Origin of the sequence: Sphingomonas beigongshangi, from assembly GCF_016820445.1 — a bacterium.
GTDB classification, from domain to species: Bacteria; Pseudomonadota; Alphaproteobacteria; order Sphingomonadales; family Sphingomonadaceae; genus Sphingomonas; species Sphingomonas beigongshangi.
On record NZ_JADHDT010000002.1, the window covers coordinates 1 to 13,521 of the forward strand.

General features: G+C 66.1%; 7 protein-coding genes and 1 tRNA gene. 2 read left to right on the forward strand and 6 right to left on the reverse strand.

Going from position 1 to position 13,521, the window contains the following annotated elements; genetic code table 11:
* The 3 genes from IQ292_RS03180 to IQ292_RS03190 all read right to left on the reverse strand — a co-directional run.
* On the reverse strand, positions 1–987 hold a 987-nt coding region (locus IQ292_RS03180; protein WP_203308887.1), incomplete at its 3' end, for a hypothetical protein.
* 266 nt (positions 988–1,253) lie between these two features.
* Entirely contained in the window at positions 1,254–2,519 is a 1,266-nt protein-coding gene (locus tag IQ292_RS03185) for a DUF6538 domain-containing protein (RefSeq protein WP_203308888.1), read from the reverse strand.
* Between the two features lie 88 nt (positions 2,520–2,607).
* A tRNA-Thr gene (locus IQ292_RS03190) sits at positions 2,608–2,683 on the reverse strand.
* A 202-nt stretch (positions 2,684–2,885) separates the two neighbouring features.
* Between IQ292_RS03190 and IQ292_RS03195 the strand changes: the two genes are divergently transcribed.
* Positions 2,886–4,268 carry a PAS domain-containing protein gene (locus IQ292_RS03195; protein ID WP_203308889.1) on the forward strand — a complete coding sequence of 461 codons (1,383 nt, stop codon included), beginning with the start codon at positions 2,886–2,888 and terminating at the stop codon, positions 4,266–4,268.
* A 115-nt stretch (positions 4,269–4,383) separates the two neighbouring features.
* Positions 4,384–8,976, forward strand: a complete 4,593-nt coding sequence (locus IQ292_RS03200) for an NAD-glutamate dehydrogenase (protein WP_203308890.1) — start codon at positions 4,384–4,386, stop codon at positions 8,974–8,976.
* Positions 8,977–9,126: 150 nt separating this feature from the next.
* Here the strand turns inward: IQ292_RS03200 and IQ292_RS03205 are convergent, their stop codons facing one another.
* The 3 genes from IQ292_RS03205 to IQ292_RS03215 form a co-directional block, all read right to left on the reverse strand.
* Complete coding sequence (locus IQ292_RS03205) at positions 9,127–10,239, reverse strand: PepSY-associated TM helix domain-containing protein (protein WP_238940781.1); 1,113 nt, start codon at positions 10,237–10,239, stop codon at positions 9,127–9,129.
* 55 nt (positions 10,240–10,294) lie between these two features.
* On the reverse strand, positions 10,295–10,978 hold the full coding sequence (locus tag IQ292_RS03210; protein WP_203308891.1) for a Fe2+-dependent dioxygenase: 684 nt from the start codon (positions 10,976–10,978) through the stop codon (positions 10,295–10,297).
* A gap of 67 nt (positions 10,979–11,045) precedes the next feature.
* The gene (locus IQ292_RS03215; RefSeq protein WP_203308892.1) at positions 11,046–13,463 is read right to left on the reverse strand and encodes a TonB-dependent receptor; all 2,418 of its coding nucleotides are present in this window, start codon (positions 13,461–13,463) and stop codon (positions 11,046–11,048) included.
* Between the last annotated feature and the right edge of the window lie 58 nt (positions 13,464–13,521).

The following is a 13,521-nucleotide window of genomic DNA, read 5'->3' on the forward strand; positions in this document are numbered from 1 at the left end:
CCCAACCGTCTTCTTCTCTGCCGTCGCCCTCGCGGCCACCGTCATCTTCTGGCTATGACCAATGAGTCCTGACCCTAGAAGGCACCTTAGCGTAGTAAAATGGGAAGCTTGGATATCAACCTCTACGACCGGCTCGCCGTCAATCGTAAGAACACCTCTATCCTCTTTGGGCATATTTTGATATTTGCCCGAAGGGTCAACAAGGCGGCCGCCAGAACGATAGTCGAATCCTTCAATGTCACCATTATTGAAGACGCGCTTTAAACAAACAAATGATCCAGGTGGATTGATAATCGCTCTAGCCAATCTTTCATTTATTTTCGTTAACAGGAAGGCGCTCTTCTTAACTTCTGGATTATCTGCCGCTATTGACATCCGGCGACCTTTAGTTTTTTCACCGAAATTGCCGTATTTTTTTGTTGAAGCGGCTCTAACAATTACCAAGCCTTTGGTGGCGGCACGATCAGACCGGCGAAAATGACTACTCATTTCCCCGATCACTAATCCGTGAAAAGCGGCCAGCTCGATAAGCTTATCTTGGATGAAGAAGCGCGCAGCTTGAGCGGGGGTTCCGGGCAATGGAACGCCATTCACCCCTTGCCGGACATCAATAAATTCCCCCTTTTCCAGCTTGTTTAAAGCCCAATTGAAAGGCTCTCTTCCTATAATTTCACCTGTAAACGACGCGCTCATTCGCGAGCGATAGCAATAGGGGCTATTGTTCTCGCGAGCGCACAAAAGGTCAGCAACGATAGCCGTAAGGGCCTGACGCCGCTTCTTGGTGGAGCGCTCGTGTCCGGCGCCAACATGATCCGTTTGGATCAATATGCTGTCAATTAGCGCCGATGACTCGTCCGATGCAGCCTCTCTTTCCAAGGAAAGGTAGGCACCGTCCGCGCGATATTTCTTTTCTATATCTATTTGCGCATAGAGATGGCAGCAAGATACAACTATAAGACTAGCAAAACTAAGATAAACACTGTACATTTGAGGTTCCGTTGAATGCGACGGGCAGCGCCTTCGTCGCCTCCCGAACACCGATCAACAGAAATGTACTTGGCGTGAGCCGAAACGCCCTTGGAAAGCGACGAGTCGCCCACAATTCTGCCGTAATATTAAAATATATTTAAGCTGGTTTAAGCTTTTTTGGCCAACTGTAAACATCTAATCTGAATTGGTCGCCTACTGGCAAAAGGCAAATTATGGTGGGAAAACCACTAAATCTATTCTGACAGGCTGATTTCTACGATAACTCACATGCTTATGGTCACTTGCTCTTCAACGATAAAGCGGGGCATCGCCTTAATGGCGCGCAGTTTTGCTGTCAGCGACACCGTTCCATAGGATTGCCCAACCGATCGTGGTGCATGTCCTTGGATGGCGTCAGCTACGCGCTCCGGAATACCTGCCTCCATGGCGCGGGTTTTGAAGGTATGGCGCCATCCATGGTTAGGCTGAACGTGCGGATCAGTAAGGCCGACGGTAGACCGCAGCCATGCGCATAACCGCTCACCAACCTTCTTATAATAGCGGTTTGAAGGTCCAGAGGTCCGAACTCGATCTATATCATAGAAGATGGGCCGTTCTCCTGCCGCATTTGCAATTGCTGTAAAGCCTTGGTCGATCAAATGCGGGTGAACAGGGACCTGCCTAGCTTCATTATTCTTTACCGTACCGGCTTCTGGCGTGATATTGATAATCCAGATTTCACCTACCTGCCGAATATCCATCCCTCTAAGCTGGCTTATTTCGTTAACACGCGCCCCCGTGTACGAGCACAGCCACGGAATCCACCTACGAGCTAGCCTTTCATAATGTCCGCATTCGGCAGATAGATTTAAGGTTGCTGATAAGATCAACAGAACTTCATCAGGGGAAAAGTCTCTATCCCTAATTTTTTTCGCTTTAGGCGCGCGCACCTTTACTGCTACAGCCACATTGCTTTGCAGATACCGCTTTTCTAAAGCCCAAGCTAAGGTCGCCCTAAGGGCGCATAGGTGCTTGCGCTTCACTGTACCCGGCGTGCGTACCTTACCGTTACGACCCGGCTCCGTCAGCAGAGCGTCCCGCCAACGATCTATATCACTAACCGTGAGAGCGGCGGCGTTGTCATGCCCTACAAAGGCAACCAATGATTTTAGGATCGATCGCCATTCTGTTGCGGTAGCAGGCTTGATACCTTGTTCCGCCGCATAAGAATCAAACGTAGCGATCAAGGGCACTTTAAGGCCCGCTAGAGCCGATTTCCTACCTAGGGTCGGTACGCTCGGCATCGGGGCTGATGATACTGTAGCAGGCTTATTTGAGCGTTCTACAGCGCCTGACCCTGTTCCAGCCTCCATGGCTTTATCGAACGCAACCACAAAAGAGGGCAGTAGGCGCTTGGCCTCCCTACGATCCTTCGTGCCTAAGGTTTTGATCCATTCCCGTCGGCCATCGAACATCGGGCGCAAGGCCACAGGAATAGCCCGACGGAAATAGTAGGTGCCGCCGTCCCGGCGATACAGGTGTGTCGTCAACCGTCGCTCCACTACGTTTGTAGCAGACAGTCGCGCCAAGCTTGATCTTCGTGCTTTTTGGCTAAGTCATTCAAATACTTAGCAAAAATGGTGCCGCTTACAGGACTCGAACCTGTGACCCCCGCATTACGAATGCGATGCTCTACCAACTGAGCTAAAGCGGCACGGGCGGCGCGTGGGCCGCTCGGGTGAGGCGGGCGATTAGCAGGGTCGTGGCGGCCTGACAAGCGGCCGCTCGCATCGGCCGACGCGGAAGGACGAGCGTGCATTACGCCCGCGCCTTTACGCCCCGTTTACCAAACGGGGTGCACAAGCCTGTGTCACGAGGGGTTTTTTATTGCCCCGGCGTCAAGAGGGTCTTGGGGAATGGATACGGGCGGATTCGACCAGCAGCGTACCGATGGCGAGGAAGAAGGCGCGCGTTTCGCCGCGTCTTTGCCGTCGGCGGCGGGAGCCACCGGTACCGATCCGGGTGAGGACACCGACCCGGACGGTATCGACGACGGCCTCGACGACGGCGGCACGGATGTCGACGAAGGCGGCGTGACCGATTCCGGCTTCGACATCGGCGGCGACGAACGGCGTATGCATGTGCGCGCCTACAATCACTGGGTGTCCCTGCTGAAAGGGCGCCCCTATCCGCCGATCGACGAACTCGATCCGGCGAATATCGTCGATTTCGGCCCGCACAGCGTGCTGCTCGACTTCACGGCCGGGCTCGAGGATCCGTCGATCGCCTATCTCGGCCGCACGCTGCGCGAGGAATGCGGGCTGGAAAGCAGCATCACGCGGATCGCCGACGTGCCCGGCCGCTCGCTGCTGTCGCGGCTGACCGACCATTATCTGCAGATCATCGCGAACCGCGCGCCGATCGGGTTCGAGGCGGAGTTCGTCGGCACGCGCGGCCGCACGACCCTCTACCGCGGCATCCTGATGCCCTTCTCGTCCGACGGCGAGGCGATCGACTTCATCTATGGCGTGATCAACTGGAAGGAGATGGTCGACGACGCGACCCAGGCGACGCTCGACGCCGAACTGGTCGCCGCGATCCGCGCCGCGCCCAAGCCCGCCGCCGATGCCGCGATCTGGGCGGACGGACCGAGCCACGCCGCCGAGCTCGAGGTCGGCGCGCTTCCGGCCTTCCCGATCGAGGAGCCGCCGCTCACCGGCACGCTCGGCGACCGCCTGATGATGGCACGCGAAAGCGCCGCAGCGGTACGCGCCGCCGACACGCGCGGCCGCGCCGCGCTGTATCGCGCGCTCGGCCGTGCCCATGACTTCGCGCTCGCCGCCGATTCGGACGCCGAGGGCCTGGCCGCGCTGCTCGCCGCCGCCGCGCTGAAGGCGCAGCCGCGCGCACCGATGACGCCGATCGTCAAGCTCGTCTTCGGCGCCGATTACGACAAGACGCGCATCGCCGAATATGCCGCCGTGCTCGGCCATGCCCGCCGCCTGGCCGTGCCGGCCGGGGGCCTCTCCGCCATGCTCGACGCGACAGAGGGCGGCATCAAGGCCGTCGTCGCCGCCGAGCGGGCGGCACGCCGTCCCGCCAAGTCGCCCGACGTGTTCGATCGGGCTGCCGCGGAACTGCGCGCGCTGCCGGTGCTGGGCAAGCTCGCGATCGGCGCGGGCACCGAGGAGTTCGTGCTGCTGCTCGCCCGGGCGGCCGGCGGCGATTCGGTCGAGGTGATCAAGCGGGTCGACAACAAGGCGCTCGTCGCGTCCGCGCTCAAGAAGGCGGCCGCATGATGCGGGCCAACAAGCAATAAAGCCACATCCCGCGGATAGTTCCTTTCCGATCCGCGAAATTATTGCACTGCGGCAAGTCTTGAGGTTGACCGCCGACGGGCGCATAGGCGCGCCCATGGCCGACCAAGACAAGAGCATGGCCGCGGCGCTTGCCGCCAGGCTGACCAAGGGTGCGCTGCCGGGAGAGTTGAAGGGCTTCGGAGACGCCGAGCGCGCCGCCGCGGCCACCTTCGTCGCGCAGACCGCCGCCACCCGCCCCGCGGGCACCGCCGCCATCGCGCTGGAGCCGATCGCGTCCGACGACACGCGCCGCCGGATGCGGCTGGCGATCGTCAACGACGACATGCCGTTCCTGGTCGATTCGATCGCGGCGGCGATCGGCGCGCAGGATCTCGACATCGACCGCGTCATCCATCCGGTCGTCCGCGTCAGCCGCGACACCGACGGATCGCTGATCGACATCGGCGGCGCCGGCATCCCCGAATCGATGATCTACATCGAGATGGAACGGGCCGACGCGCGCGACCGTCGCGGGCTGGTCGACGATCTGACCGCGGTTCTGGCCGACGTCCGCGCCGCGGTGGCGGACTGGCCCGCGCTGCAGCGCGCGATGGCACGCGACGAGGCCGCTTTGCCGCAGGGCGAGGGCGCGCAGCTGCTGCAATGGTTCCTCGACGGGCATTTCACGCTGCTCGGCCACCAGAACTGGAATCGGGACGGCAGCGCGGGCGAAGCGCTGGGCATCGCCCGCCATCCGCACGACGTGCCCGTCCTTGCCGAGGCGAGCCGCGCGCTCGCCTTCGACTGGTTCGAACAGGGCAACGATGCGCCGCTGCTCCTCAAGTCCAGCCTGATCAGCACCGTGCATCGCGCCGTACCGCTCGACCTGGTCGTGGTACCGATCGTCGAGAATGGCGCGATCACCGGCCTGTCGATCCACGCCGGTCTGTGGACCAGCGCCGCGCTGCAGGCGGCGCCGCGCGACGTACCGGTGCTGCGCGCGCGTCTGTCCGCGCTCAAGGCCAAGTTCGGCTTCGATCCGAAGGGGCATGCGGGCAAGGCGCTGACGCACGCGCTCACCGCGCTGCCGCACGATCTGGTCATCGCCTTCGACGCCGCCGCGCTGGAGGACGTGGTGTTGACCGCGATGAGCCTGGCGGATCGGCCGCGGCCGGCGCTGGTGCTGGTCCGCTCCGCGCTCGGCCGGCATCTGTTCGCCTTCGCCTGGCTCCCGCGCGACGACCTCACCACGGCGCGCCGCGTCGCGATCGGCCAGATGCTGGCGGACGCGGCGAACGGTTCGATCCTCAACTGGTCGATCAGCCTGGACGATGGCGTCGTCGCGCTGCTGCGCTACACGATTGACCTGCGCGGCGCCGGCCGCATGCCCGACACCGCGCCGCTCGCCGACCGGCTGGAGCGGATGGTGCGCGGCTGGATACCCGCGGTCGAGGCCGCCCTGGTCGCCGACGTCGGACCGGCGCGCGCCGCACGCCTCGCGCTGCGTCATGCCAACGCCTTTCCCCAGGGCTATCGCAACAGCCATTCCGCCGAGGAGGCTGCCGCCGATATCGAGCGGCTTGCCGGGCTGGAGGCGGCGGGCAGCCGCGCGGTGCGCCTCGCCACCCGCGATAGCGCGACGAGGCTCAACATCTATCGCCAGGGCGGCGCGCTCGCGCTGTCGGACGCGGTGCCGGTGCTGGAGAATTTCGGCTTCCGCGTGATCGAGGAGGTGCCGACCGCGCTCGGTGACGATGCGCATTCGTCGATCCACGAATTTCTTGTCGAGGCGAGCGGTCCGCTGTCGTGCGACGCCACGATGCTGGAGGGCGCGATCGCCGCGGTGCTGGAGGGACGCGCGGAAAATGACGCGTTCAACCGCCTGATCGTCGACGTCGGCCTCAGCCCGCAGGCGGTCGTGCTGCTGCGCGCCTGGTTTCGCTACCTGCGCCAGGCGGGCCTGACCTACGGCCTGACCACGGTCGTCGACGCCCTGCGCCGCGCGCCGAAGGTCGCCAATGCGCTGATCGCGCGCTTCGCCGCCGCCCACGATCCTGCGGGTACGGGCGATCCGCATGCCGCCGATGAGGCGATCGAGCGCGGGCTGGATGCCGTCTCCGCGATCGACGACGACCGCATCCTGCGCGCCTATCGACATCTGATCGCCGCGACACTGCGCACCAACGCCTTTGCCCCGGCGGCGGCCGAGGCGCTGGCGTTCAAGCTGGACAGCCACCTGATCCCCGGCCTGCCGGCGCCCGTGCCGTGGCGCGAGATCTGGGTATACAGTCCCCGCGTCGAGGGCATCCACCTGCGCGCCGGTCCGGTCGCGCGCGGCGGCCTGCGCTGGTCGGACCGGCGCGACGACTTCCGCACCGAGATCCTCGGCCTGATGAAGGCGCAGAGGGTCAAGAACGCGGTGATCGTGCCGACCGGCGCGAAGGGCGGCTTCTATCCCAAGCAGCTCCCCTCCCCCGCCGTCGACCGCGATGCCTGGCTGGCGGAAGGGACCGAAAGCTACCGCATCTTCATCCGCTCGCTGCTGTCGATCACCGACAACATCGTCGAGGGCGAGGTCGTACATCCCGAGGGCGTGCGCATCCTCGACGGCGAGGACCCCTATTTCGTCGTCGCGGCGGACAAGGGCACCGCGACGTTCAGCGACGTCGCCAACGCACTGGCGCTGGAGCGCGACTTCTGGCTGGGCGACGCCTTCGCCAGCGGCGGCAGCGTCGGCTACGACCACAAGGCGATGGGCATCACCGCGAAGGGCGCCTGGGTTTCCGTCCAGCGCCATTTCGCGGAACGCGGGCTCGACGTGCAATCGGAGAGCATCCGCGTCGTCGGCTGCGGCGACATGTCGGGCGACGTGTTCGGCAACGGCATGCTGCTGTCGAAGGCGATCAAGCTGGTCGCCGCCTTCGACCACCGCCACATCTTCATCGATCCCGATCCCGATCCGGCGACGAGCTGGGACGAGCGCGCGCGCATGTTCGCGCTGCCGCGGTCGAGCTGGGCGGATTATGACGCCACGCTGATCAGCAAGGGCGGCGGCGTGTGGGCGCGCAGCGAGAAGAGCATCAAGCTGTCCGACGAGGCGCGCGCCGCGCTCGGCCTGACGCAAAGCGAGATGGACCCGGCGAGCCTGATCTCCGCGATCCTGAAGGCGCCCGCCGACCTGCTCTGGTTCGGCGGCATCGGCACCTATGTGAAGGCGGCGGCGGAGAACAACGCCGCGGTCGGCGATCCCGCCAACGACCGGTTGCGCGTCAATGCCGAGGACCTGCGCGTCATCGCCGTCGGCGAGGGGGCGAACCTGGGCGTGACGCAGGCGGCGCGGATCGCGTTCAGCCAGCGTGGCGGCCGGATCAACACCGACTTCATCGACAATTCGGCAGGGGTCGACTGCTCGGACAACGAGGTCAACATCAAGATCGCGTTGAACCGCGAGATGACCGAGGGCCGGCTGGGCTTCGAGGATCGCAACGCGCTGCTCGCGAGCATGACCGACGACGTCGCGCATATCGTGCTGGAGGACAATCGCCTGCAGACGCTGGCGCTGTCGATCGCGGAGGCGGACGGCGCCGCGGCGATCCCCAGCTATGTCAGGCTCATCGAGATCTTCGAGGGTGCGGGCCGTCTCGACCGCGCGGTGGAGGGACTGGCGGGGAACGAGGACCTGCTGCGCCGCGGCCTCGAAGGCCATGGCCTGACCCGGCCCGAGCTCGCCGTGCTGCTCGCCACCGCCAAGCTGGCGCTGCAGGACGGGATCGAGCATGCGCCGCTGGCGATGGCGCCCGAGCTTGCGCCCGATCTGCACGCCGCCTTCCCGCCGGCGATGCGCACCCGCTTCGCCAAGGCGATCGACGAGCATCGCCTGCGCGGCCAGATCGTCGCGACGAAGCTCGCCAACCGCATCGTCAACCGGCTGGGCGTGCTCTATCCGTTCGAGCTGGCCGAGGAGGAGGGCGCCAGCATCGCCGATATCGCGGCGATGTTCGTCGTCGCGGAGCGATTGTTCGGGCTCGATGCGCTCTGGGCGGAGATCGAGGCCGCCCCGGTCGCCGAGGGCGCCCGCATCGCGCTGTTCAACGAGGTCGCGGTGGCGACGCGATCGCACATCGCCGACCTGCTGCGCGCGGTCGCACCGGGCACGCCGCCGCAGGCGGTGCTCGACCGCGTCGGCAAGCGCGTCGCGCAGCTTGAGGCGCAGACCGCCTCGCTGCTGCTCGAGGAGGCGAGCGCGCAGAGCGCGCGCATCGCGGCGGAGCTGGAGGCGGCGGGCGCGCCGGCCGATCTGGCGCGTCGTGTCGTGCGATTGTTCGAGATGGACGGCGTCATCGGCCTCGCCTCGCTGGGCGAACGGCAGGGGATCGACGAGGTCGAGCTGACCCGCGCCTTCACGCATCTGGGTCAGGCGCTCGGCCTCGACTGGGCGCAGGGCGTGGCCGCGCGGATCGTGTCGAGCGATCCGTGGGAACGGCTGCTGCTCGCCGGTCTCGCGCGGGATTTCCAGCAGTTGCGGCTGGAGTTCCTCGCGCGGGGCGGCAAGGCGCCGCGGCAGGCCGCCGACGACTGGCTTGCCGCCAATGCGGCGCGCGTCGGCCAGTTCAAGGCGGTGATCGATCGCGCCCGCCATGCCGCGCAACCCAGCGCGGCCATGCTGGCGCAGATCGCGGGCCAGGCGCGGGTGCTGCTGGGGCGGTAGAAGCGCGTAGCACCGGGCCCACCGCGGGCCGTCGCCACCGCTCATCCCCTCCCCTTCAGGGGAGGGGCCGGGGGTGGGGCATTTCCGCTAGCAGCGCGCTTCCCGCGACGCGACGACCCACCCTCTGAAGAACGGGAAGGGAGATGCCGCTCAGCCGCGCGCCACGCGCTTGCCGCGCTGTTTCGCTGCGAGCTCGGCCTTCCAGCCCCGCGCGCGCCACCACATGATGACGCCGGTCACCGCCAGCGCCGCCGGCAGCAGGCCGCCAAGGAAAATGATCGTCTGCCACACCGGCCCCATGCCGGTACCGTCGTGGATGCGGCGCATCGTCCGCGCGAGGCCGGCCTGCGCCCGTGCCGGTGTGGCGACGGCGACGCCGCTGTCGTCCGCCACCTTGACGCTGACACCGCCGGCGTAGCCGAGCGTCCAGTCGGCGCTCTTCTCCGTGGGCCAGGCGATCGACGCCAGGTCGCCCCGCGCCGCCCCCGCCGCGTCGGCGACCGCCGCCTCCGGCGTCAGCGCGGCGCGCGCGACGGGTGGCGCCCGCATCGCGGCGCGCGGATCGGGGCCGCGCGGCCGCGCTTCGCCGCTCAGCGCGCCGAAGAAGGCGGGAAAGCTGATCCACGCGCCGGTCAGCGACAGCACGAACAGCGGCAGCGCGACCCAGAACCCGAACAGATAGTGCAGGTTGGTGTCGGTGTTGCGATGCCGGCGCCAGCGCAGCCCCCGCACCCACTTGCCCACCGTCGGCCACCACAGCCACAGGCCGGTGAAGCTCGACACCATCATGGCGACGCCGATCCAGCCGACCACCTGGCGCCCGACCCCGGGCAATTGCAGGCTGCCGTGCAGCACGTGCAGGAAGCGGACGAGTCCCGCGTTGCGCGGCGACACCTCCAGCACGCGCGCCGTCGGGGGATCGAGATAGACCACGGTGCGGGCCGGCGGCCCCCCACGCGACGCCCCCGCCGCGGCAGGCGCCGCCGCGACGACCACGGGGCCTCGGCCGTCCGGCAGACTCAGCTGCGCGATGCGGTCGCCCGGCTTGAGCACGCGCGCCGCCGCCGAGACATAGGCCGACGGGGTCAGCAACGTGTCGCCGGTCACCGCATAGCGCGCCGGATTGGCGATCCGGTCGAGCGGCTCGTCCCACACCAGCGCGGCGCCGGACAGGGACAAAGGCACGATCAGGATCGCCAGGACGAGGCCGATCCATTTGTGGACCTGGAACCAGGTACGGCGCCACGCCAGTCTGTTCATCATCGTCTCCGCCCGGACACCTTCCGGGTCGCATGGGCGGTATTGCCCGTCAATCGCATCAGCTGTCCGCCCAGCGGCGGAGCAGATTGTGGTAGACACCGGTCAGTCGCAGCACCGCCGGCGCGTCCCGCCCCATGGTCGTCGCGGCGGCCTGCACGCCCTGGTCCAGCTCGAACAGCAATCGCCGTGCGCCATCGTCGCGGACCATGGATTCGATCCAGAAGAAGGAGGCGACGCGTGCGCCCCGCGTCACCGGCGTGACGCGGTGCAGACTCGACGCAGGATAAAGCACCATATGGCCCGCGGGCAGCTTGACCGACTGTGGCCCGAACTGGTCCTCGATCACCAGTTCGCCGCCGTCATAGGCGTCCGGATCCTCGAGGAAGAGCGTCGCCGAGAGATCGGATCGGATGCGGAAATCGGTGCCGCGCTTCATCCGGATCGCATTGTCGACGTGGAGGCCGAAGTCCTGACCGCCCGCATAGCGGTTGAACAGCGGCGGAAAGACCTTGCGCGGCAGCGCCGCGGCGACGAACAGCGGCGACCGGCCGAGCGCGTCGAGCACCATCGCGCCGGCCTGGCGCGCGGCGGCGCCGTCTTCCGGCAATTGCGCGTTGCGCTTGGCGAGCGCCGCCTGCGGGCCCGAGGTCGCGTTGCCGTCGATCCAGTCGGCGGTGTCGATCACGGCGCGCAGGGCCACGATCTCGTCACGGGTCAGCACGTCGGGGATGGCGATCAGCATGGGTCCCTCGGTCTCCTGCCCGCGCCCTTCCGAGAAATCGAAGGCGCGGGCAAGAGTTCGCTTGAGATCAGAAACTGTAGAACAGGCTGAGCACCGCCTGCCGCCGGTCGCCCGGCATCGCCCAGCCGCCCGTTACCACACCATTTGCGTTCAAATTGTTGCGCACATTGGTTAAATACTTTTCGTCGGTAAGATTCTGGATGTTGAGCTGCGCGGTGAGGCCGCCACCGAACGTATAGGCCAGATAGGCGCGGTGGATCAGATAGTCGGGCGCGCGCAGCACGCTGCCGTTTGCCAGGACGGGCGCATAGGTGGTGAAAGAGCCCTGATAGGTCAGCCCGTAACCGACCTCGAGCCCGAACGGCAGTTTGTAGGTGGTGAACAGGCTGCCCGCGTGTTTCGGTGTCTGGATCAGCGGCGCGCCCGCCTGCGGATCGGGCACCGCCGCGCTGTTGCCGCATCCTGCCGTGCCGGGTCGTGCCAGGCACAGGTCGGACACCGACTGCAGCACCTTGCCGTCGAGATAGGTGTAATTGGCGAAGATCGTCCAGTCCCGCGTGATGTTGCCCGATACGCCGAGCGCCACGCCGTCGACGCGGCTGCGTCCGTCGAGCACCTGCAACGTGGGCAGGGCCGGGTCATTGGACGGCACGCGATAATTGGTCCGCTCGTTGCGGAACAGCGCCGCGGTCAGCTCCAGCCGACGGTGCAACAGGCCCGCCTTCACGCCGACCTCGTAATTGCGCGCCGTCTCCGGCGCGACGGCACAGCTGTCGGTGACGATGGCGTTCGACACGCTGACGCAGCCCAGCCGCACCGTCGCCGAGGACGGCGTCTTCGCGATCCCATAGCCCGCATACAGGCTGACGTCCTTCACCGGGTGGAACACCGCGCCCGCACGCCACGAGAACAGCCGTTCGCGATTGACCTGCGGCGCCAGCTGCGCGGGCAGCGGCTGCGTCACGCCGGGGGCGGCATTGGGGATCGGCAGGCTGCGGAATTCCGCCTTCTGATATTCCCAGCGCACGCCGCCGTTGATCTCGAAATAGCGGCCGAGCTCCAGCGTGTCGAAGGCGTAGACGGCGACATTCTGTGTGGTCGATCGCGACTGCGCCGTGGTGACGTAGTTGGTGCCGCCCCGCCACATGCTGTCGGGGGCCGCGATCGACAGCAATGGCAGCGACGCGAGCGCCGACCCGTCTGGGTTGCGCAGCAGCGACCCCGTGGTGATGCGATAATCCTCGACCATCGCGATCGCGCCGATGTCGGCGACGTTGCGGATGCCGCCGCGCGTGCCATGGTCCAGCCGGATGTCGACCTGGTCGGCGAACAGCTGGTTCTCCTGGTCGCGGACCAGACCGCGCGGGCCGGAGGGCAGCCACTGGCCGGCGGGGATGGTCAGCGGCCTTCCGGCCACGGTCGTCGTGCAGGCGAGGCCGGTCGTGCTCGTCGGGCCGGTCGTGATCGGCTGCAACCCGGTGCCCGCGAGGCAGAACGTGCCCTGCGGCGCGCTGGTAACGCTGTACTGCCCGACGCGCTGCCACCGCGTCAGGTTGCGCACCGACACATGGTCGTCGACGTGGTGGCGCAGTGTCGCGGTGAACCGGTCGACGGTGATCCGCTGCGTGTCGAGGTTGCTGTAGCCGTAATAGCCCCTGCGGGTCGTCCCCGGCACGAGGCCGTCGACGATCGCATTGTGGACATAGGGCACGCCATACAGGGGCGTGTTGCGGTCCTCCTGGTGGACATAGGCCAAAGTCAGGCTGGTCGGGCCGCCGATGCCGATCGTCACCGCGGGCGCGACGCCCCAGCGCTCGTACTTCTCGACATCGCGGCCGGGCACGTCGTTGTGGTGGTAGACCGCGTTGAGTCGCGCCGCGATCCCGTCGCGGATGCGCAGGTTCGAATCGAGCGCGGCGCGATAGTAATTGTCGGTGCCGACCGCGGCCTGTGCGATCGTCAAATCCTCCGGACGCGGCTCCTTGCTGACCAGGTTGATCGTGCCGCCGACGCTGCCCGACCCGTTGAACACGGAATTGGCGCCGTTGTAGACCTCGATCTGCTGCAGGTTGAACGGATCGGTACGGCTGTATTGCGCGCTGTCGCGGATGCCGTCGACCGTGATGTCGGTGTTCGCCGAATAGCCGCGCAGATTGATGCTGTCGCCATAGCCGCCGCCCCCCTCGCCCGCGCCGAAGGTGATGCCGGGGATCGTCTGCAGCGCATCTCGAAGCGTCTGCAGGTTCTGCTTGCGCAGCACCTGGTCAGAGATGACGGTGATCGTCTGCGGCGTATCCAGGATCGACGCCGTCGCCTTCGGACTTTCGACGCTGTTTGGTGCCTTTTCCGCCGTGCCGGTGACGACGATGTCGTCGCGGTCGATGCGGCGTCGCCCGTCCTGATCCTTGTCCGCCGCGCTGGCCGGCGCCGAGGCGATGAAGCCGACGCAGGACAGGGCCAGGAACGAAGCAGTGAAGCGCGACATGAAATCCCCCAATCGCAGTGATCGAGCGCGCTGCTATTGCGACGAATTCGCAGAGTCA